14 protein-coding genes are annotated in these 21,465 nt (G+C 63.2%); 6 read left to right on the top strand and 8 right to left on the bottom strand.

What is annotated here, in order from left to right; genetic code table 11:
- Window positions 1–13 precede the first annotated feature (13 nt).
- Together UC34_RS13805 and UC34_RS13800 are read right to left on the bottom strand one after the other, a co-directional pair.
- A complete protein-coding gene (locus UC34_RS13805) occupies window positions 14–1,696 on the bottom strand; it encodes an NAD(P)H-hydrate dehydratase (protein WP_084070645.1) in 1,683 nt (560 codons plus the stop codon).
- A gap of 358 nt (window positions 1,697–2,054) precedes the next feature.
- Window positions 2,055–3,338 (bottom strand): D-amino acid dehydrogenase, encoded by a 1,284-nt coding sequence (locus UC34_RS13800; protein ID WP_044455999.1) that lies wholly within the window; start codon window positions 3,336–3,338, stop codon window positions 2,055–2,057.
- Between the two features lie 306 nt (window positions 3,339–3,644).
- Between UC34_RS13800 and purL the strand changes: the two genes are divergently transcribed.
- From purL to UC34_RS13775, 5 genes are all read left to right on the top strand, one after another.
- The gene (purL, locus tag UC34_RS13795) at window positions 3,645–7,676 is read left to right on the top strand and encodes a phosphoribosylformylglycinamidine synthase (protein ID WP_044455998.1); all 4,032 of its coding nucleotides are present in this window, start codon (window positions 3,645–3,647) and stop codon (window positions 7,674–7,676) included.
- A 216-nt stretch (window positions 7,677–7,892) separates the two neighbouring features.
- Window positions 7,893–9,524 carry a hypothetical protein gene (locus UC34_RS13790; RefSeq protein ID WP_044455997.1) on the top strand — a complete coding sequence of 544 codons (1,632 nt, stop codon included), beginning with the start codon at window positions 7,893–7,895 and terminating at the stop codon, window positions 9,522–9,524.
- Between the two features lie 103 nt (window positions 9,525–9,627).
- Window positions 9,628–11,256: a hypothetical protein gene (locus tag UC34_RS13785; protein ID WP_044455996.1), complete on the top strand. Its 1,629-nt coding sequence runs from the start codon at window positions 9,628–9,630 to the stop codon at window positions 11,254–11,256.
- A gap of 274 nt (window positions 11,257–11,530) precedes the next feature.
- Complete coding sequence (locus UC34_RS13780) at window positions 11,531–12,970, top strand: hypothetical protein (protein WP_052811050.1); 1,440 nt, start codon at window positions 11,531–11,533, stop codon at window positions 12,968–12,970.
- Between the two features lie 174 nt (window positions 12,971–13,144).
- Window positions 13,145–14,695, top strand: a complete 1,551-nt coding sequence (locus UC34_RS13775) for a hypothetical protein (protein WP_157123185.1) — start codon at window positions 13,145–13,147, stop codon at window positions 14,693–14,695.
- 198 nt (window positions 14,696–14,893) lie between these two features.
- On the opposite strand, the gene UC34_RS13770 is transcribed toward UC34_RS13775, so the two are convergent.
- The 6 genes from UC34_RS13770 to UC34_RS13745 form a co-directional block, all read right to left on the bottom strand.
- Window positions 14,894–15,688 carry a peptidylprolyl isomerase gene (locus UC34_RS13770; protein WP_044455994.1) on the bottom strand — a complete coding sequence of 265 codons (795 nt, stop codon included), beginning with the start codon at window positions 15,686–15,688 and terminating at the stop codon, window positions 14,894–14,896.
- 62 nt (window positions 15,689–15,750) lie between these two features.
- Complete coding sequence (locus UC34_RS13765; RefSeq protein ID WP_044455993.1) at window positions 15,751–16,014, bottom strand: BolA family protein; 264 nt, start codon at window positions 16,012–16,014, stop codon at window positions 15,751–15,753.
- Between the two features lie 27 nt (window positions 16,015–16,041).
- Entirely contained in the window at window positions 16,042–16,575 is a 534-nt protein-coding gene (locus tag UC34_RS13760; RefSeq protein WP_044455992.1) for a septation protein A, read from the bottom strand.
- Window positions 16,576–16,887: 312 nt separating this feature from the next.
- On the bottom strand, window positions 16,888–17,322 hold the full coding sequence (locus tag UC34_RS13755) for a YgiW/YdeI family stress tolerance OB fold protein (protein ID WP_052811049.1): 435 nt from the start codon (window positions 17,320–17,322) through the stop codon (window positions 16,888–16,890).
- A gap of 214 nt (window positions 17,323–17,536) precedes the next feature.
- Window positions 17,537–17,959, bottom strand: coding sequence for a peptide-methionine (R)-S-oxide reductase MsrB (gene msrB / locus UC34_RS13750; protein WP_044455991.1), 423 nt, complete (start codon window positions 17,957–17,959; stop codon window positions 17,537–17,539).
- A gap of 22 nt (window positions 17,960–17,981) precedes the next feature.
- Window positions 17,982–19,511: a protein adenylyltransferase SelO gene (locus UC34_RS13745; RefSeq protein ID WP_044455990.1), complete on the bottom strand. Its 1,530-nt coding sequence runs from the start codon at window positions 19,509–19,511 to the stop codon at window positions 17,982–17,984.
- A 204-nt stretch (window positions 19,512–19,715) separates the two neighbouring features.
- On the opposite strand from UC34_RS13745, the gene UC34_RS13740 reads away from it, so the two are divergent.
- Window positions 19,716–21,344, top strand: a complete 1,629-nt coding sequence (locus tag UC34_RS13740; RefSeq protein ID WP_044455989.1) for a 3-(methylthio)propionyl-CoA ligase — start codon at window positions 19,716–19,718, stop codon at window positions 21,342–21,344.
- Window positions 21,345–21,465 lie beyond the last annotated feature (121 nt).

Raw genomic sequence — 21,465 nt, 5'->3', positions numbered from 1 at the left:
AGTCGCCGCGAAATCACGCTGAAATGCAGCGTCGGGCGGCTTGGGGGACCTGCGCCGGATCGGCCAGTATGCTCAGTTCGGTGCGAATGGCGGGCAGAAGTTCAGAGGCAGTCAAACCCGCCGGTCCGGCTCCCTCGAGAACACACCGTTGCGCGGCCGCGCCGTGGAGCCAGACCGCTGCGAGCGCCGCTTGCGTGGCGGGCATGCCCTGAGCGAGCAGTGCGCCGATCACGCCTGTCAGCACGTCGCCTGTGCCTGCCGTGGCAAGCCCGGCGTTTCCCGTGATGTTGATCCACGCACGTGCGCCGTCATCGACGACGCTTCCCGAGCCCTTGAGCACCACCGTCGCATCGAATTGCTTTGCCAGTGCACGCGCCGAGGCCAGACGGTCGGACTGAATGTTGGCAACTTCGCAGCCCGCAAGCCGTGCTGCTTCCAGTGGATGCGGCGTGAGCACCGTTGGCCCTTTACGCCGACGCACACGCTGCGCGAGTGTCGGTTCGGCTGCGAGCAGATTGAGCGCGTCGGCGTCGATCACGAGGGGCGTATCGTCCAACGCGAGGGCGCGAGACAAGCACGCCGCCGAGGCGTCAGACGTGCCGAGCCCGGGTCCCACGCCGACTGCCTGCATCGATGCAAGATCGAGATCTTCTGCGTGACGCAACATCAGTTCCGGATGCATCGGGTCCCATGCGGGGGCGTCGTTCGCGATGAATCCCACGTACACGCGCCCCGCGCCCGTCATCAGACCGCTGCGTGCCGAGAGCATTGGCGCGCCCACCATGCCCGCGTGACCGCCGAGCACCGTCAGCGATCCATAGCTGCCTTTGTGGGAGGCGTGATGGCGTCGCGGAAGGTGTTCGATAAATGCGCTCGGGGCGTTGGTCGCAACGCCGCCGCCAGCGTGTGTCGCCGTGAGGTCCTCGGTGCCGAGTGCGGCCACGAAGACCTCGCCGGCGACATCACGCCCGACGCCTGTGAACAGCCCCGGACATGCGCCTAGCATGGCTATCGTGGCGTTCGCATGAATGACCGGACCTGCGGCGAGGCCCGTGGCGGCCATCAGACCGCTGGGAATATCGATGGCAAGCACCGGCGTGCCACAGGCATGCGCATAGACGATGTTCTCGACGAGAGCGCCTGCTGCGCCATCGAGCGGGCGGGAGAGTCCGATGCCGAACAGGCCGTCCACGATCCAGGCGTAAGCATTCGGTTGCGGCCACGTATCGGGCGACCGACGCACCGGCACCCCGGCGGCCAACGCCTCGCCAAGTGCCCACCGGGCATCGTCGGTGGCGGGCGGCGCCAGTTGCCAGACGTCGACCAGCACACCCCGGCGATGCAGTTCTCGCGCCGCGACATACGCGTCGCCCCCGTTATTGCCCGGGCCGGCGAGCAGCAGCACGGGTTGCCTGCCGGCGCTCGCGAGTGCGGGGAGATGGCCGTAGAGCCAATGGGCAACGGCGGCCCCTGCCCGGGCCATGAGGGTATGAGGCGCGAGTCTGGCTGCGGCGTCGCGTTCGATGCGCCTTAGCGCAGCGGGCGAGTGCAGGTCGAGCGCAATCGTGCTTCTTACCGCGACCGACACGCCGTCGGGGGACGGGCGGGCCCGTGGTCGGGCAAGCGGACTGGGGTGGGCGGGCGCGGCCTCGGGGCTGAGGCCGGAGACGTCTTCGACGTGCAGGGGATCGGACATGGCAGGCGGAGCTCCTGGAATCGACGGCGGTGTGCGCAGCGCTTCTTGCAGAACGCGGACGGCGGACCGCAGATGATGGGCTGCAGGCAGCAGACCGTGCCCACGTGGTGTTTCGACGCGCAGCGGCTCACTCGCGAATTGCGTATCGATCTTCGGATTATGCCGTCAATGCGCCGTGTCGCCTGCCAGTATCAATCCCGACGTTGTGTCGGTTATCTCCGACATGGGGCGCAATGAGGCGGAATGTGGCGGTGCGCAGCGGGCGAGAGCGCCGGAGGGCGGATGCAAAGGCCGTCGCGTCCGCGCCATTCAAACGTGCGGGGACGGCCGTCGCTTCGCCCTGTCGGTCTTATCCGTCTTATCGATCGTAACGGGCAAGCGTGAGCCCGTTCAGGTCGATGTCCGGCGTCTGGCCGGAGATGACGTCGGCGAGCACGCGGCCCGAACCGCAGGCCATCGCCCAGCCGGTCGAGCCGTGACCCACATTGAGGAAGATGCCCGGCAGGTGTGTGGCGCCGAGCAGCGGCGGGCCGTCGGGCAGCATCGGACGCGCCCCGACCCACGCCCGGGCCTCGCGATACCTTCCCGCGCCGGGGAACCAGTCCGTCGCCACCTTGTAGAGCGTGGCGATGGCGCGCTCGCGCAATACGAGCTGCGTGTCGCCCAGTTCGGCTGTGCCCGCGATGCGCAGACGGTTGCCCTGTGGGGTGATGGCCGTCTTGTACGACTCGTCCATGACGGCAATGCGGGGGCTGAACAACTCGGTCTTGACGGGGACCGTAATCGAGTAGCCCTTGATCGGCCACAGCGGCAGATCGATGCCCAGCGGGCGCAGCAGCGACGTGCTGGCGACGCCGGCGGCAATCACCACGGCATCGGCTTCCAACGATGCGGTTTGCCCGGTTTGCCCGACTTGTGCCGTACTGACTGTCTCGACGGTGACACCGGCACGTCCCAGGTTGGGCCGCACGGACAGCACGGTCGTCTCGGTCGCGAGTGTCACGCCGATGTCGCGGGCGATCTGGGCGAGGCGCTTGGTGAAAAGCGGGCAGTTGCCGGTCTCGTCGCGAGGCAAATGGAGGCCGCCGGCCAGCGGCGCGTCGGTGGAAATCGCGGGTTCGAGCTTGCGGCATTCGTCGGCCGTGAGCAGGCGATGCGGCACCTCGTTCTCGGCGAGCATGGCGCGCGCCGGCGCGTTCATCTTGATGTCGCGCTCGGTCCGGAACAATTGCAGATAGCCCTGCGTATGCTCGTATTCGAAAATGTGGCTTTCGCGCAGTTCGTGCAGGCAGCGCTGGCTGTAGAACGCCAGACGCTGCATGCGTTCGCGATTGGCGCGGTAGCGCTCGAGCTTGCACTCGCGCAGCCAGCGCGCGGCCCAGCGCCATGTGCCGGCGGACAGGCCGGGCCGGAAAATGAGCGGGCTCGCGCTGCTGAACATGTAGCCCAGCAACTTGCGCGGCATGCCGGGCGCGGCCCAGGGCGTGACATAGCCCGGCGCGATAACGCCTGCATTGCCGAAGCTGCTCTCCTGCGCAACCGTGCTATTGCGCTCGACGAGCGTGACCGTATGCCCCGCGGCGGCCAGATAGTAGGCGGTGCATGTGCCAATGACCCCGCCGCCGATAACGATGACCTTCATTCCCAACCGTCTGGTGTGTGGCGAACGCCCGTTCGTTCGCTTGTTAGTGTCGTTCTTTGACGTGCCGCCTGCCCGGTGACGCGCCTCAACCCGCCGTAAAGCGGTGAATGTCGGCCGGATTTGCATGAATCCCGGTTTCGCGGCCCGCATGGATACGGGGCGCATAGGTTACCAGAGAGACGCCCTCACAGGGCGGGACAGCATGCACATTGCCTGCTTCACACTCGGGTATAACCCGGGGTAAGCAGGGTATAATCCCGGTTTGTCGTTCCCACGCGTTTTGAACGCCTCGCCTTCCGTCCTTCCATGACTCACATTGCCTGCTTCGCCGGCGCCTTGGCGCTCTCCGAATTCCGCCAGCAACGTCTTTTGCAGACCCTGCAAGCCATCGACAGCTCGATCGTGCGCATCGACGCCCGCTACGTGCATCTCGTCGCCAGCGCCGAGCCGCTGTCGAGCGAGGACGTGGCCCGTGTTGCCGGTCTGCTCACTTATGGCGAGCCGGTGCGTGAAGAGCCGGTCGGCGACCAACTGCTGGTCATTCCGCGTCTGGGCACGATTTCACCGTGGGCGAGCAAGGCGACCGATATCGCGCGCAACTGCGGCATCGATCACGTGCGCCGCATCGAACGTGCCGTCGAATACACGATCGGCGTGAAGTCCGGTCTGCTGGGCGGCAAGAAGTCGCTGGCAGCCGATGTGCTCGCCCGTGTGGCCGAGGTGCTGCATGACCGCATGACGGAGGCGGTCGTCGCCACGCGCAAGGATGCCGAGGCACTGTTCGTCGAACTGCCGGCCAAGCCGTTGCAAACGGTCGACGTGATCGGTGCGGGCCGCAGCGCGCTCGAGGGCGCCAACCGCGATCTCGGCCTGGCGCTTGCCGCAGACGAAATCGATTATCTCGTCGACGCCTTCACGAGCCTGAAGCGCAATCCGACCGACGTCGAGCTCATGATGTTTGCGCAAGCGAACAGCGAGCACTGCCGTCACAAGATCTTCAACGCCAACTGGACGATCGACGGTCATGTGCAGGACAAGTCGCTGTTCCAGATGATCAAGAACACGCACCAACTGCACCCGCAGGGCACGGTGGTGGCGTACTCGGACAACGCTTCGGTGATGGAAGGCGCCGAAGTCGAGCGCTGGTATCCGCGCGGCGCCGACGGCAAGTATGGTCGCAGCGTCGAGCTCACGCACACGCTGATGAAGGTCGAGACGCACAATCACCCGACGGCCATTTCGCCGTTCCCGGGGGCGTCGACGGGGGCGGGCGGCGAGATTCGCGACGAAGGCGCGACGGGCCGTGGATCCACGCCGAAGTCGGGGCTGACCGGCTTCACCGTCTCGAACCTCGCGCTGCCGGACGCACGCGAGCCGTGGGAAAACGATCGCGACGTGGCGGTGCCGCCGTCGCTGCGCAAGCCGGACGATACGGGCGCCGACTACGGCCGCCCGGACCGTATCGCGTCCCCGCTCCAGATCATGATCGACGGCCCGCTCGGCGGCGCCGCGTTCAACAACGAATTCGGCCGACCGAACCTGGGCGGCTACTTCCGCACCTATGAGCAGAACGTTGGCGGTCGTGTGCGCGGCTATCACAAGCCCATCATGATCGCGGGCGGCATGGGCAATATCGCGGCACAACACACCCACAAGCACGATCTGCCGGCCGGCACGCTGCTCATTCAGATCGGCGGCCCGGGCATGCGCATCGGCATGGGGGGCGGCGCCGCCAGTTCGATGGCGACCGGCACCAACACGGCCGAACTGGATTTCGATTCGGTCCAGCGCGGCAACCCGGAAATCGAGCGTCGCGCGCAGGAAGTGATCAACTGGTGCTGGCGTCAGGGCGAAGCCAACCCCATCCTGTCGATTCACGACGTGGGCGCGGGTGGCATCTCGAATGCGTTCCCCGAACTGGTGGACGGTGCGGGCAAGGGCGCGCGCTTCGATCTGCGTCAGGTGCAGTTGGAAGAGTCTGGGATGTCGCCCGCGGAAATCTGGAGCAACGAGGCGCAGGAGCGCTACGTGCTCGCCATCGCCCCGGACAGCTTCCCTGCGTTCCAGGAAATCTGCCAGCGCGAACGCTGCCCGGTCGCTGTCGTGGGTGTTGCGACCGACGAACGTCAACTGAAGCTGGTCGACCCGATGCATCCGGAATCGCCGGACCCGGTCGACATGCCGATGGATGTGCTGCTCGGCAAGCCGCCGCGCATGCATCGCGACGTCAAGCGCACGAAGCAGGAACTGCCGCCGGTCGATGTCACTGGACTGTCGCTCGACGAAGTCGCGCGCGCCGTGTTGCGTCACCCGACGGTGGCCAGCAAGTCGTTCCTGATCACCATTGGCGACCGCACGGTGGGCGGCCTGACCGCGCGCGACCAGATGGTCGGCCCGTGGCAGGTGCCGGTGGCCGATTGCGCCATCTCGTTGATGGACTACAGCGGCTATCGCGGCGAAGCGATGACGATGGGCGAGCGCACTCCGCTGGCGGTGATCGACGCACCGGCGTCGGGTCGCATGGCTGTTGGCGAAGCCATCACCAACATTGCCGCGGCGCCGATTGCGTCGCTCGATCAGATCAAGCTGTCGGCCAACTGGATGGCGGCCTGCGGCGCCGAGGGCGAAGACGCTGCGTTGTTCGACACGGTCAAGGCCGTTGGCATGGAGTTGTGCCCGGCCCTGGGTCTGTCGATTCCGGTGGGCAAGGATTCGCTGTCGATGCGCACCAAGTGGGACGACGCCGGTCGTGCCAAGGACGTCGTTGCGCCGGTATCGCTGATCGTCTCGGCGTTCGCGCCGGTCGAGGACGTTCGCGGTCATCTCACGCCGCAGTTGCGCGCGGTTGCCGACGTGGGGGAGACGGTACTGATCTCGATCGACCTGGGGCACAACAAGAATCGTCTGGGCGGCAGCATTCTCGCGCAGGTGACGCAGCAGATCGGCGACGTCACGCCGGATCTGGATGATCCTGCCGACCTCCAGCGTTTCTTCGACGCGATCCAGAAGCTCAACCGCGAGGGCAAGCTGCTCGCATATCACGATCGCTCGGACGGTGGCCTGTTCGCCACGGTCGCGGAAATGGCGTTTGCCGGACACGTTGGCGTGTCGCTGAACGTCGATATGCTTACGCTCGACGAAGGCTTCGAATCCGATTACGGCGACGCCAAGGACTGGGCGAAGCAAACGGCGGGGCGTCGTGAAGACAAGACGCTGCGCGCGCTGTTCTCGGAAGAGCTCGGCGGCGTGATTCAGGTGCGGGCGTCGGAGCGCGACGCCGTCTTGCAGACGCTGCGTGAAGCGGGTCTGTCGTCCGTGACGAACGTCATCGGCAAGCCGAACAACACCGACGTCATCGAAATCTATCGCGACGCCAAGAAGATCTTCGGCGCCTCGCGTGCCGAGCTCCAACGCGTGTGGTCGGAAGTGAGCTGGCGTATCGCGCGCCTGCGCGACAACCCGGCGGCCGCAGATGCCGAGTATGAAGCGCTGAACGACACCAGCGATCCGGGCCTCTCGCCGAAGCTGACGTTTGACGCGAGCGAAGACGTGGCCGCGCCGTTCATCGCGACGGGCGTACGTCCGAAGGTCGCCATTCTGCGTGAGCAGGGCGTGAACTCGCATCTGGAAATGGCCTACGTGCTGGATAAGGCTGGCTTCGATGCGTACGACGTGCACATGAGCGACCTGCTCGCCGGCCGCCATTCCCTCGACGCGTTCAAGGGCTTCATCGCCTGCGGCGGCTTCTCGTATGGCGACACGCTGGGCGCTGGCGAAGGCTGGGCGAAGACGATTCTGTTCAACCCGTCGCTCGCCGAGCAGTTTGCCGGTTTCTTCAACCGTGCCGACACGTTCGCACTGGGCGTGTGTAACGGTTGCCAGATGATGAGCAACCTGTCGAACCTGATCCCGGGTGCCGCCGCCTGGCCGAAGTTCACGTACAACCAGTCGAAGTACGAAGCGCGTCTGACGCAGGTGGAAGTGCTGGATTCGCCGTCGCTGTTCTTCAAGGACATGGCAGGCTCGCAACTGCCGATCGTGATCGCACACGGCGAAGGCTTCGCCAACTTCAGTCAGCAGGGCAACATCGATCAGGCGATTGCCGCAATGCGTTTCGTCGATCATCGTGGTCAGCCGACGGAGCAGTACCCGTACAACCCGAACGGGTCGCCGCGCGGCCTGACGGCGGTCACGACCGGCGACGGCCGTTTCACGGTGATGATGCCGCATCCGGAGCGCGTGTTCCGCACGGTGCAGATGAGCTGGGCGCCGTCGCAGTGGCGCGAGGACAGCCCGTGGATGCGCATGTTCCGCAACGCCCGTCGTTGGGTGGGCTGATGCCGTGACGGCGTGAGCGGGGCGATACTTCGCGGCGGATCGCGAAGGCGTCCCGCCAAAATGGCCGTGAAATTGCAGTGAAAGGACCGCTTGCCCTGTTCAGGGGCAGGCGGTTTTTTCTTTTATGGATCTCGTCACCTGTCAGGGTTGACAGTTGTTCGTCGCAAACGTGGCGTGGCCCAATAAGTCCGGGCCGCTTTCATGCGAGGTGTTGCGATGATCCCTTCGACCTCCTTGCGCTTGCTGAGTGGCGCGTGCGAGCGCGTCGTTGCGTTCGATGCCTTGGTCCGATTTCGACGTGCGCTCGCATGCCTGTGGGCGGCGCTGGCGCTGGGCAGCGGTAGCGGTACGGCCTGCGCGGCCTCGGGTGCAGACGTTGCGCAATGGGTCAGTCAGCGCTACGCATCGCGCGTCGAGAAATGCGCGGTGGACCGCGCTATCTGGATGTGCAGCGGCCTGATCGTTCGCCCACTCGCTGGCGGCGCTTCGCAGAACTTCGCCGCGCTGACGGTGGATGAGGCGCAAAACCAATCGGTGAATCTCGTATTTGTGCGAGGCGACTTGCGGACGTCGTCGCTGGGCGCCACAGCAGGTTTCATTCTGGCGGACGGCTTCACCGCGGCGGGCTGGGGCAAGCCCTACGACGTGCGGTGTGTGTATCCCTTCGAAGTGAGTCCGCCGGGCGCGGCCGGCTCGCACGGTTGCGACCTGCTGGGCAGCGCGCCGCCGGTGCCGCCGGACTGGAGTTCGTGCGCCGCCAACGGCGTGACCGATGCGACGGCATGGGTCGCACACTTCAATGCCAATGGCCAGAACGTCCTCCGGCAATGCTCGCTAAGTGCGCATGTGGCGCCGCAGTTTTATGCAGCCATGCAGGCGCACGAACAGGCAACGGACGCGCTCGCACAGACCGCGATGTCGCTACTGAGCACCGCATGGAATCCGGCAGCGCCGGCCACGATTCCCGTTCAGGCCTTCTACTACGACGTCGGCACACCCGGCCAGCTCATGCAAGCGCAGCGCTACCAAATGCAGTACTTCAACGCCATGCGTGAGTGGGTGCCGATTCTCCGGGTCGCGTTCACGCCGGGGCAAGGCGCCGCTTTCGGGTATGACGAGACCGACCAACTGGAGGAGGGATATCGCGTCGCCGAGCGGTTGACGAATCGGTATGCGGATACCTCGCCCAATTGCAATGGCGGCACGAAAGCCGCGTACTTTTGCGATGGCGTCATCATCCGGATGGTGTCCGTCGCGCAGATGCCGATCTGGAACCCGCACCAGTCCTACATCAACCGCGATGGCGTGTCGGCGAGCTACATGCGCGCGGACGCCAAGGTGACGCAGCTCGCCACCGGGCGCGGCGGGACCGGATTCATCTTCAAGGAACTGAACGCGCCAGCGGGTCAGCAGGTGATCGTGAAGTGTTCCTTTCCGGCGAATGCGAACACGAATGCGCGCCCCGACAGTTGCTTTAACCCGGGGCAGAATCGGTACTGTGACTCGCTTGGCGTGACGACATACCCGGCATGGACGTCGTCGCAATGCCCATTCAGCGTAACGCCAGCCCAATTCAATCTGAGTGTGACGGTCCGGCGCGACTATGCGGGGGGCGTCGGTGCATGGAATGAAATCACCATCAAACCCTGGCCGCCGAATATTCCGGCGAGGTTGCCATTGGAAGCGTTCGTGGCGGTGGGCGATGCTTACGTCGATGCCCGCACCATCCAACTGGGCTATTTCAATGCGACGGCGCGCTTTTTGCCCATCATCCGCGTCAATGCCACTGCGGCACCGGGACTGATATTTACCTACGTGCCAGGCGATCAGGTCGGCGCTCAGCAATAGCGAGTCGACGGACCTTTTGCATCCACCTGTCAGGGTTGACAGTTGTTCGTCGAGGATGCGGCATGGCCCAATGATCGCGGGTCGATAACGCGCGAGGCGAGTGATGACGGTCCTGCTCATTCGATGTGTCGTGGGTCAGTACATCGCAGGTTGGTGTCGAATCTCGATGTCGTTGGGCCTCGCGTTCGCGGCGTTGTGCGCTCACGCCCAGGCGCTTCCCGGTCCCGATGTGGCGCAACTGGTGAATCAACGTTATGCGTCGCGTGTTCAGCGTTGTGGCGTGGACAGGCCGATATGGACATGCAGCGGCCTGATCGTGCGCGCGTTATCGGGCGGCGCGTCGCAGCAGTTCGCGGCCCTTACGCCGGACGAGACGCAGACGCAGTCGGTCAATCTCGCGTTCGTACGAGGGGACTTGCGCACATCATCTCTGGGCGCGACGGCGGGTTTCATTCTGGCCGACGGTTTGACGGCGGCGGGCTGGGGCAAGCCCTACGAGGTGCGGTGTGTGTATCCCTTCGCGGTGAGCCCGCCGGGCGTGTCCGGCTCGCATGGCTGCGATATGTTGGGCAGCGGACCGCCTGCGCCACCGGACTGGAGTTCGTGCGTTTCCAACGGCGTGGCGGACGCAACGGCCTGGGTCGCCCACTTCATTGCCAACGGTCAGAACATCCTGCGGCAATGTTCGCTGAGCGCCCACGATGCCCAGCAGTTCTACGCGGCGATGCAGGCCCACGAGCAGGTAACGGACGCGCTGGCGCAAACCGCCTTATCTCTGCTGAGCGCGGCATGGAACCCCGCCGCGCCGACGACCATTCCGATTCAGGCGTTCTACTACGACGCGAGCACACCCGGCCAGCTATTGCAGGCGCAGCGCTATCAGATGCAGTACTTCACGGCGACTGGCCAATGGATGCCGATCCTGCGCGTGATGTTCGTGCCCGGCCAAGGTGCGACGTTCGGCTTCGATGAAACCGATCAGATGGAGGAGGGGTTTCGGGTGGCGGAGCGCTTGACGAAGCGGTACGCCGACATTTCGCCAAGTTGCAATGGCGGGAAGGATCCGGCGTATTACTGCGACGGGGTGTTGATTCGGATGGTGGCTGTGAAGGACATGCCGGTGTGGAATCCCCGTGCCGACTACCTTGTTCGCGACGGTGTGTCTTACAGCTATCTGCGAGCCGACGCAAAGGTGACTGCGGTCGCCGGATGGACAGGGGGGACCGGTTTCATCATGAAGGAGTTCAACGCGCCTGCGGGGCAGCCGTTGATTCTGAAATGTTCGTTTCCAACTGATGCCCATACCGGCGCACGCGCGGACAGCTGTCGCTCTTCGAGTGAAGGGAAGTTCTGCGATGAACTGGGCGTGACCTCTTATGCCATCTGGTATGCCCGTTACGCCCATCAGGCAATATCGGTTCACTGCCCGTTCCGTCCTAACCCTGTCGGGTTCCAGCTAAGCATCACCATTCGCCGCGATTTCCCCAGCGACACGATTCTTGGCTACAAGCACAACGAAATCACGATTAAGCCATGGCCCCGCGACATCCCTGCGAAACTGCCGCTTGAAGCGTTCGTCGCCGTCGGCAATGTCTTTGCCGACGCCCGCATCATTCAGCAAGGCTATTTCGACGCGACAGGCCGCTTCCTCCCGATCATCCGCGTGAATGTCACAGCGGCGCCCACGCAGATATTCATCTACGCGCCGGGTGATCAGATAGGTGCAAATTGAAGACGTCGATCGGTCGGACTCGGTGTGCGCCTTGCGCGACACCGATGTGCAAGACGTTGTGCCGGGATGTGCCAATACCTTCCAGATTCCTGCCAATTGGATTCAATGAGAGGAGGCAACGATGCAAAAGTGTTTGCTGAACATTCTGGGGACAGGTTGCACATTTCTGCTTTCGCTTGTGCTTATCGCGTGTACTGCGCCGGGCCAATCGACATCGAGGCCCAGCGTCGCAGCGGCTTCAGACGCCGTTCAGTCGACGCCAGGCCCCTCGGTCATGGCCGCGCCCGATGCGGCTGCTGATCCCGCTGTGCAATTGACCCACTGGTACAACAGCAACGCTCAGAATTGTGGCTCGGTCAATCGGCCTGCTTTTCTATGCGGCGGCGTGACAATACGTACGACCGACACCCATCCAGACTTCTATCCGTGGGATCCCAGTCCCGACGCGATTCGCAAGGGGGGAATTGCATTCGTGTGGCTTCGCTACGACTCGAACTTCTCGAAACTGTGGCAGCACGCAAACGGATTCATTTTGTACCCGGGAATGGAAGCGCCCGCCGGAACACAGGAGGTACAGGTGCTGTGTGCTTTCCCTTACGATGCCGATTCCTGGAATCGACCGACGCTTAATGGGTGTGGTCCGCTCACCTACGACCCGGTCGGCACGCAGTCATGCGAAACGCTCGGTATCACGACAGCCCAACAATGGGTTGAGCACTTTCGCAAAGTCAATCGACGTCCCTATCAAATGTGTGGCTGGAACATGCGGATCGGTCAGCAAGGCACCGCGGATCGGTTCTACCAGAACATTCTCGCTCGCGCACAGCAAGCGCCGACCGGCACGTTCGACTGGAACGAACTTTTGATGGCGACATGGCAGAGTGGCAGCGGTGCTACGCTTCCCATCCATTCGTTTTTCTATCTTCAAAATGTCGCTGGCGCGCTCGCAAACGCGCAAAGCGACCAGCAGCGCTACTATCAGGCTTACCGGAAGTTCGTGCCCATCGTGCGAGTCGGGATGCCCGCTAACGCGGGGGCCAGAGCCACCTTCGCCTATATTCCGGCAGAGCAAGTGGTCGCGCCGGATAACGGCATCGGCAACGTCGCGCCGAAGGTGCTCGAAGCTTCGGCGAACAATGGGGCACGGTTGCTGATTTCCGATTTCTACGAGCGCGATACCGTGACTGTCGAGGTGCCCGCCTATCCTGGCATGGCCGTCGGGCAGACGGTCGGCGCAAGGTGGCAAGGCCCTTCGGTCACTTACGACACACCGATCAAGTCCGTGGCGAGTGTGGGGCGAATGACATTCGACATTCCTCGTGTCGAAGTGATCGACGCGATAGGCGCGACCGTGCCAGTAACGTTTAGCGTCAAGCGCGGCAACAATCCCATCGAGCAGTCTGCGCCGTTGAACCTCCAGATCGAGGGGCAATCGCTGAGCCTGCCCGCGCCGGCGATCGATGCGGCCAAAACGCAGGTGACAGTGTCGTTCCCCGGGGCCGCGAGCACGCATAACGTTCAGGTGCGCTGGGCTGGTGTGGTGGTGCGTGATACCGAACGTCAGAACGTGGTCCCCGGCCGGGCCAATGTATTCCAGATTCCCACTGCGTGGATCACGGAGAACGCAGGGAGGACGGTGGCTGTGAATTATGCGGTAGGCACCTCGTCCGGCGCCCGCTTCCAGTTCTCGAGGGTGCTGCGGATCGGGTTTTGATGCGGTGCGAATGTGACGCCTTGTGACGCCTTATGGCGCCCTTCGCTTATTGGGGGACGGGCCATGAGCCCGGGTCGATATCGGGAGAGAGGAATGATGATGGTTCCGCTGAATCCGGAAGTTGCGACTCGATCCGTATCCGCTCGGTGGCGTACGCTCCTGTCGCTTGCACTCATGGCTGCATGCTACTGCGCGCAGGCACAAATGCTTCCCGGGCCGGACGTCGCGCAGTTAGTGAATCAGCGGTACGCGTCGCGTGTCGAGCAGTGTGGGGTCGATCGGGCGATCTGGATGTGCAGCGGGTTGATCGTGCGGTCGTTATCAGGTGGCGCATCGCAGCAGTTTGCCGCGCTGACGGTGGAGGAAACGCAGACGCAGTCGGTGAACCTCGCGTTCGTACGAGGCGACTTGCGCACGACGTCGTTGGGGGCGACTGCGGGGTTCATTCTGGCCGATGGGTTCACTGCGGCTGGATGGCAGAAGCCTTACGACGTGCGTTGCGTTTATCCGTTTGCGGTCAATCCACCGGGGGCCACCGGTTCGCATGGCTGCGATTTCCTGGGCAGTACGCCACCAGCGCCACCAGACTGGAGTTCGTGCGCGGCCAATGGTGTGACCGACGCGACGGCATGGGTCGCTCACTTCCTGGCGAACGGCCAGAACGAGTTGCGACAATGCTCGTTGAGTGCGCGTCTGGCCGCGCAGTTCTACGCGGCCATGCAGGCGCATGAACAAGTATCGGACGCGCTGGCGCAAACGCCCATGTCGCTGCTGATCGCCGCATGGAATCCGGCGACCCCTACGACCATCCCCATTCAGGCGTTCTATTACGACGCCAGCACACCCGGCCAGCTATTGCAGGCACAGCGCTATCAAATGCAGTACTTCACGGCGACCGGACAATGGATGCCGATTCTGCGCGTGATGTTCGTGCCAGGCCATGGTGCCGCGTTCGGCTTCGATGAAACCGATCAGATGGACGAGGGGTTTCGGGTGGCGGAGCGGCTGACGAAGCGGTACGCCGACATTTCGCCGAGTTGCAATGGCGGGAACGATCCGGCGTATTACTGCGATGGGGTGTTGATTCGGATGGTCTCAGCCACCGCCATGCCCGTGTGGAATCCACGTGACAACTACTATGTTCGGGATGGCATTTCGTTTAGCTATTTGCGAGCGGATGCCAAAGTTACCGCGCTTGCTCATTGGGCGGGCGGGACTGGCTTGATCATGAAGGAATTCAATGCCCCGGCGAGCCAGCCGCTCACACTGAAATGTGCATTTCCAACCGATGCCCAAACGGGCCAACGCGCCGATAGCTGCCGTTCCATCAGTGAAGGTCGCTTTTGCGACGAGTTGGGTGTAACGTCATATGCCGTTTGGTACGCCCGCTATGCCCATCTAGGCATTTCGAGTCACTGCCCATTCCGCCCCGATCCGGTGTCGTTCCAGCTAAGCATCACGATTCGCCGCGATTTTCCGAGCGATGTGATCCTCGGCTACCGGCACAACGAAATCACTATCAAGCCGTGGCCTCGCGACATTCCCGAAAAGCTCCCGCTCGAAGCCTTCGTGGCGGTAGGCAACGTTTTCGCCGACGCCCGCATCATCCAGCAGGGCTATTTCGACGCGACAGGCCGCTTCCTCCCGATCATCCGCGTGAATGTCACAGCGGCGCCCACGCAGATATTCATCTACGCGCCGGGTGATCAGATCGGGGCGCAATGACAGCCGACGGCAGGCCGAATGTGTCGGTTCGGGTTTCGGGCGCGAACGTAAAAGCGTCCTGCGTCGGCACCGCAACACGGCATGATGCGGATGTGCGCAATCTTTGCGGGCGGAACCGCCCCTTTCGCACCTCACCACCGGAAAACAAAAATCCCGCCATCAGGCGGGATTTTCGTTTCGATACCGCAAGCACAAGGCTTACTGAATCTTGGCCTTCTTCTCCAGACCGTCGATGAAGCCCTGCAGCTTTTCTTCCTGCATCTGCTGCACCAACTGCGGCTTAACGTCGGCCAGCGGGGGAATCTGTGCGTCGCGCACGTCGTCCAGTTCGAGAACGTGATAGCCGAACTGCGTCTTGACCGGCGTTTGCGAATACTGACCCTTTTGCAGCTTCTGCAGGGCGTCGGCGAACTCAGGCACGTAGGCGTTGGCCGGCGACCAGTCGAGGTCACCGCCGTTCTGTGCAGAACCCGGATCCTTCGAGTACTGCTTGGCGAGATCGGCGAATTTCGCGCCGCCCTTGAGCTTGGCGATGATTTCCTTGGCAGTATCTTCGCTCGGCACCAGAATGTGGCGGGCGTGGTACTCCTTGTCGCCGAACTGCTTTTTCAACTGGTCGTAACGCGCTTGCAACTCGGCGTCCGTCACCGGCGAGGTCTTCTGGAAGTCGGCGATCAGCGCGCGGATGAGCACGCCTTGCTCGGCAAGCTTGATCTGCTGCTTGACGGCCGGATCGGTGGCCAGACCCTTGCTGATGGCTGCCTGCGCGAGGACTTCGCGCTTGACCAGTTCTTCACGCACTTGCTGTTGCAGTTGCGGCGAGTTCGGCTGGCCCTGACGCACCATTTCACGCACCATGGCGTCGGCGCGTGCCACAGGCACCGGCGTACCGTTCACAACGGCAACGTTCTGGGCGAGGGCAGGGAGGGAGACGGCGGTCAGCGACACGACGGCGCCAAGCGCCAATGCCGTGCGGGCGAGTTTCAATGCCATGCTGTTTTTCCTAACGAATGACGAAGGCAAGGTTAATCGACGGGGGACGCGTCGCATGCGAGTTACGCTTCGCCCGGGGCGAGCGCAACGATGGCGAGGGCGTGAATGCCGTTCTGCATCAAATCGGCTAGCGCATCATACACCAGGCGGTGACGCGCAACGCGGTTACGTCCGGTAAACGCGGCGGAGACGATGCGCACGTTGTAGTGGCCGCCCGATGCCGCTCCGGCGTGCCCGGCGTGGCGCGCGCTGTCGTTCACGAGCGCCAGTTCGAGCGGGGAGAGCGCGGCGGTAAGCCGCGCTTCGATTTGCTGTTCCATGGTCATGGCGATGATTTCCTGACGAACGAGTCGTTACTCGTCCTGCTTGATGTACTTCGCGAGCCACAGGCTCTGCACGACGATGAACACGACCATGAGGCCCATGCCGCCGAAGAGCTTGAAGTCGACCCACGTGTCGGTGGAGAAGTGATACGCGATGACCAGATTAAGCGCGCCCATCGCAAGGAAGAACAGCGCCCAACTGAAGTTCACGGCACGCCAGAGGTTCTCGGGCAACGCCATCTGCTTTTCCATCATCGCGCGAATCAGGTTCTTGTCGAACACCAGTTCGGCTACGAACAGCGTGACGCCGAAGAGCCAGTACAACGCGGTCGGCTTCCACTTGATGAAGGTTTCGTCGTGCAGCAGCATGGTCGCGCCGCCGAACACCACGATGATCGCCAGACTGACCCACTGCATGGGTTCCACCTTGCGGTGACGCAGCCACATCCAGACGACCTGGGCAATCGTGGTGACGATCGCGATGCCGGTCGCCACGTAAATGCCGGCGAATTTGAAGGCGACGAAAAACAGGATGACCGGTAGCAGGTCGAAAAGAAATTTCATGAAGTCTCGGCTTGGGGGCTTCGGGATTTTTGCCCCGCGGCACGAGTCGCCAGGGGGCAAACATCCATTATATTTCAAAGGCCCGGGACGCAGATGGGCGAGCATCCGAATTCCGAGAGGGGGGCGGCCGAGAGCGCTGGAGAGGACTAAGAGGACCGACAGACCGGACAGGGCTGAGAGGACGGATAAGACTGAGAGAGCTGACAGGGCGATGCCCGCGCGATGGCGGGCATGCTAGGCATCGACATGCGCACGGGGTAACTGCTGCGCCGCGCTATCCTGGGCTACTCCACACCACTCCGCGCTGCTCCATTACCGACGATCCACGAACTCGACCTTCTTCACGTCGATGTCGTTCGGCTTGCGATGATGGACATCGACTTCCCCCCAGATCCGGACGAGCGTCTGCGGCGTGATTTCACGCCCGGTGGGGACATACTTGTCGTCGATCTCGATAAGGATCGTCTTGCCCGACGCGTCGCGGAACGTGTAGTGCTCGTGCTTGCTCTCTTTCTGCACGATGTATCCCTCGATGACGGCTTCGATATCCTGCTTTGCCGCCAGCGCCTGTTCGACGGTCACGGCGCGCGGCATGACCGTCGGCGCGACGACACTGCCGCCTGCTCCACCCGAGCCGGCCTGCGGCACGTTGATTTGCGCGTGCGCGGGCGCGCCGAGCATGACGCCGGCGGCAATCAGCGAACCGGCGAGGGCGAGGGTCAGACGACGATCAGATTTCTTGGACATGACAAGGACTCCCAGTTAAAGACAGGTGGACGCAAGCCTAAAGCCAAAAAACGCCAGTTTCGGGCGAATGACATGAACTTCACGACATTTCACCGGTAGTCAGCGACACAGTGCCGCTTTTTGAAAGCGGACCCCGAAGGCGCCCGCCCGAAGAGGGTGCGGTCAGTACGCTCGGTGAAAGCACGCAAGCCAGGCGCCTGCGCAGCGAGTGCACTCAGTCCTGCGTCGGTTTATCCGACTTGCCGTCCTTGTCCTCGAAATTGAGCGACGCGGAATTGATGCAATAACGCAGGCCGGTGGGTTGCGGGCCGTCCTCGAACACGTGACCGAGGTGGGCGTCGCAATTGTGGCAGCGCACTTCGACGCGGACCATACCATGGCTGTAATCCGTAACCTCGTCGATACCCGCCCCCTCGATCGGCTTCGAGTAGCTCGGCCATCCGCAGCCGGCGTCGAACTTTTCGGTCGACTCGAACAGCGGGGCGCCACAGCACACGCAGCGATACGTGCCGTCCTTCCAATGATCCCAGTAGCGCCCGGTAAAGGCGCGTTCGGTCGCGGCATGGCGCGTGATCTGGTATTCGACGTCGTCGAGCTGGGCACGCCACTCGGCGTCGGTCTTTTCCACTTTGCTCATGAAAATCTCCTGATATCCAGAATCAAGAAGAGCAGCTGACTTCGAGCTGTCCGGCCCAATCGGGCGGCAACTCGGCGTAGCGCTCGAATTCGGGTTGTTCGTCGTACGGGTGCGAGAGCACTTTGAGCAGCGTCTCGACTTCGGAGAAGTCTTTCTCGTTGGCTCGCCGGATGGCAACTTCCGCCAGATGGTTGCGCAGGATGTATTTGGGGTTGACGAGCCGCATTGCAATGGCGCGCTTCGCATCGGTGCTCGCCTCGTAACGCAGGCGGGCGCGGTAGTCGACAGCCCACGCGTCGAAGCCCGGCCGGTCGATGAACATGTCGCGCAGCGGTGCATCGGCCTGCGGGTCATCCATCTTGAGCGTGGCGAGCGTGCGGAACAGGTGCGTGAAGTCGACACGACCCTCATGCATGAGCCTGAACAGACGGTTGATGAGCGTCTCGTCGTCGGCATGCGATTCGCGCAGGCCAAGCTTGGCGCGCATGCGCAGGTCGATTTCCTCGGCAAAACGCGTCTTGAATACCGGCAATACCGACTGAGCCTGTTCGATGGCCGCTTCGCCCTCGCCAAACAGCGGCAACAGCGACTGCGCCAGGCAGAACAGATTCCAGTAAGCGACGTTCGGTTGTGCCTGATAAGCGTAACGGCCCTGCGTGTCGGAGTGGTTGCAGATGTGATGTGCGTTGAAGCCGTCGAGAAAGCCGAAGGGGCCGTAATCGATCGTCAAACCGAGAATCGACATGTTGTCGGTGTTCATCACTCCGTGACAGAAGCCTACGGCCTGCCAGTGCGCGACCAGTTCCGCCGTCGCGTCGCACACGGCGCTCAGCAGCGCGAGATACGGATTGGCCTCATCGCGGCAATGCGGATAGTGATGATCGATGGTGAAGTCGGCAAGCTGGCGCAGTGCGTCGTAATTGTCGCCGGCCCAGAAGTGCTCGAAGTGCCCGAAGCGGATGAAACTCGGCGACAGGCGCGTGACGACGGCGGCCGTCTCGATGGTTTCGCGGCGCACCGGGGCGTCCGAGCCGATGACGCACAGCGCCCGCGTCGTCGGCACGCCCAGATGGAACATGGCTTCGGAGCCGAGGAATTCGCGGATGGAGGAGCGCAGCACGGCGCGGCCGTCGCCCATCCGGGAGTAAGGGGTGAGTCCTGCGCCCTTGAGCTGGATCTCCCAACGTCCGCCGGGGCCGTCGGCCTCGCCCAGGAGCAGCGCGCGACCGTCGCCCAATTGCCCCGCCCACACGCCGAACTGGTGTCCGGAATAGACGCTGGCAAGCGGATCTCCGCCTGCCAGCGGGGCATTGCCCGCGAAAGTCGCGAGGAATTCCGGATCGCGTGCGGCCTGCGCAGACCAGCCGAGCAGCCGAGCGGCGTCGGCCGAGAAACCGACGAGGTACGGTGCGGGCAGCGGTTGCGCGCTCAGGCGGGTAAAGAAGTCGGTGCCGAGCGTTGCAAAGCGGTTCGTCAGGCGTAGCGGTCCGAACGGCTTCAGGGATTCAGAGACGGCGGCGGGAACTGAGGCGGGGCGGTCGGTGGCCGGCATTGGGGACGTTCCTGATGGTGAACAAACATTCTACTTGAGGTGTCCGTCGGGCGCTGTGAGCTTGCGTACACTGGCGGTCATGATTCGTGTTGCGCCGCACAAGCGATGGGCGTTGACCCGGCGCGCCGGCGCGTCAAGAATCGCTCAACGTATCCCGTAATCCCCGTAATTCCGGTTATTCCGACTTTTCTGGAGATTCGACGTATGGCAACACCGCTCCTCGGCCAGATGATGGCCGCGCCGCTGCTGATTTCCTCGCTGCTCACGCATGCCGCACGTCACCATGGCGATACCGAGATCGTCTCTCGTCGCGTTGAGGGCGACATCCACCGCTATACCTGGCGCGATGCCGAGCAGCGATCGCGTCAACTGGCGCAGGCGTTGCGCCGCCTGGGGGTGGGCGATGGCGAGCGCGTGGGCACGCTTGCGTGGAACGGCTACCGTCACCTCGAACTGTATTACGCGGTCTCGGGCATGGGCAGCGTGGTTCACACCGTCAATCCCCGCCTGTTTCCCGAGCAGATCGCCTACATCATCAATCACGCGCAGGACCGCTACGTCGCCTTCGACGTCAACTTCATGCCGCTGGTCGAGACCGTCGCCAAACAGTGCCCGGACGTGCAGGGCTGGATTGCGATGACCGATCGCGAGCACCTGCCGGTCACGGATTTGTCGTTGCTTTGCTACGAGGATCTCATCGCCGCCGAAGACGGTAAGTTCGATTGGCCTTCGATGGACGAGAACCGCGCGTCCGGCCTTTGCTACACGTCCGGGACCACGGGCAATCCGAAGGGCGTGCTCTACAGCCACCGCTCGACGGTCCTGCACGCGTTTGGCGCGTCGCTGCCGGACGCCATGAACATGTCTGCGCGCGACGCCGTGCTGCCCGTCGTGCCGATGTTCCATGTGAATGCGTGGGGGCTGCCGTATTCCAGCGCGCTGACCGGTGCGAAGCTTGTATTCCCCGGCAAGGATCTCGACGGCAAGTCGCTGTACGAACTTTTCGAAGCCGAAGGTGTGACGTTCTCGGCAGGCGTGCCGACGGTTTGGCTCGGGCTGCTCACCTATGTGAAATCGATCGGCGCGCGGTTTTCCACGCTCGAGCGTACGGTGATCGGCGGTTCGGCTTGTCCGCCTGCCATGCTGCAATCGTTCGAGAAGGACTACGGCGTGCGCGTCATTCACGCGTGGGGCATGAGCGAAATGTCGCCGCTCGGCACGTTGTGCCATTTGCGCAAGCACCATCGCGACTTGCCGGAAGCCGAGCAGCAGCGCATCCTCGAGAAGCAGGGGACGGCCATCTATGGCGTCGACCTCAAAATCGTGGGGCCGGACGGCGAAGCGTTGCCGTGGGACGGCAAGGCGTTCGGTGACCTTTACGCGCGCGGACCGTGGGTGCTGGAACGCTATTTCCGCTCCGATACTTCACCGCTGGTCGATGGCTGGTTCCCGACCGGAGACGTGGCGACCATCGATCCGGAAGGCTATGTGCAGATCACGGATCGCAGCAAGGACGTGATCAAGTCCGGTGGGGAGTGGATCAGTTCCATCGACGTCGAGAACGTCGCCATGGCGCATCCCGACATCCATGAGGCGGCCTGCATCGCCATTCGTCACCCGAAATGGGAGGAGCGGCCGCTGCTGGTCGTCGTGCGCAAACCCGGGTCCACGCTGACACGGGAGGACGTGCTGGCGTTCTATCAGGGGCGTGTCGTGAAATGGTGGATCCCCGACGACGTGGTGTTCGTCGACGAAATTCCCCACACGGCGACCGGCAAAATGCTCAAGCTCAAATTGCGCGAGAAATTCCGCGATTACGAAGCGGCGTCGTGAGACGACTGTCGTCATACCGGCATGCGCGGGATCACGGATCGGAATGATCCGATACGCATCGGGGATGCCGTCCGAAATCCAGCATTGGCGCCGTTTTTCGGGGCATCTCAAGCGAGTCGGG

It is taken from the genome of Pandoraea vervacti (assembly GCF_000934605.2).
Classification (GTDB): Bacteria; Pseudomonadota; Gammaproteobacteria; order Burkholderiales; family Burkholderiaceae; genus Pandoraea; species Pandoraea vervacti.
This window is presented reverse-complemented; position numbering and strand designations above follow the sequence as displayed.

Coding starts and splice junctions, on each gene's coding strand:
- UC34_RS13770 (WP_044455994.1), bottom strand. CDS start 15,688: ATGGCATTGAAACTCGCCCGCACGGCATTGGCGCTTGGCGCCGTCGTG.
- UC34_RS13790 (WP_044455997.1), top strand. CDS start 7,893: ATGATCCCTTCGACCTCCTTGCGCTTGCTGAGTGGCGCGTGCGAGCGC.
- UC34_RS13805 (WP_084070645.1), bottom strand. CDS start 1,696: ATGTCCGATCCCCTGCACGTCGAAGACGTCTCCGGCCTCAGCCCCGAG.
- UC34_RS13745 (WP_044455990.1), bottom strand. CDS start 19,511: ATGCCGGCCACCGACCGCCCCGCCTCAGTTCCCGCCGCCGTCTCTGAA.
- UC34_RS13785 (WP_044455996.1), top strand. CDS start 9,628: ATGACGGTCCTGCTCATTCGATGTGTCGTGGGTCAGTACATCGCAGGT.
- purL (WP_044455998.1), top strand. CDS start 3,645: ATGACTCACATTGCCTGCTTCGCCGGCGCCTTGGCGCTCTCCGAATTC.
- UC34_RS13755 (WP_052811049.1), bottom strand. CDS start 17,322: ATGTCCAAGAAATCTGATCGTCGTCTGACCCTCGCCCTCGCCGGTTCG.
- UC34_RS13740 (WP_044455989.1), top strand. CDS start 19,716: ATGGCAACACCGCTCCTCGGCCAGATGATGGCCGCGCCGCTGCTGATT.
- msrB (WP_044455991.1), bottom strand. CDS start 17,959: ATGAGCAAAGTGGAAAAGACCGACGCCGAGTGGCGTGCCCAGCTCGAC.
- UC34_RS13760 (WP_044455992.1), bottom strand. CDS start 16,575: ATGAAATTTCTTTTCGACCTGCTACCGGTCATCCTGTTTTTCGTCGCC.
- UC34_RS13765 (WP_044455993.1), bottom strand. CDS start 16,014: ATGACCATGGAACAGCAAATCGAAGCGCGGCTTACCGCCGCGCTCTCC.
- UC34_RS13775 (WP_157123185.1), top strand. CDS start 13,145: ATGGCTGCATGCTACTGCGCGCAGGCACAAATGCTTCCCGGGCCGGAC.
- UC34_RS13800 (WP_044455999.1), bottom strand. CDS start 3,338: ATGAAGGTCATCGTTATCGGCGGCGGGGTCATTGGCACATGCACCGCC.
- UC34_RS13780 (WP_052811050.1), top strand. CDS start 11,531: ATGGCCGCGCCCGATGCGGCTGCTGATCCCGCTGTGCAATTGACCCAC.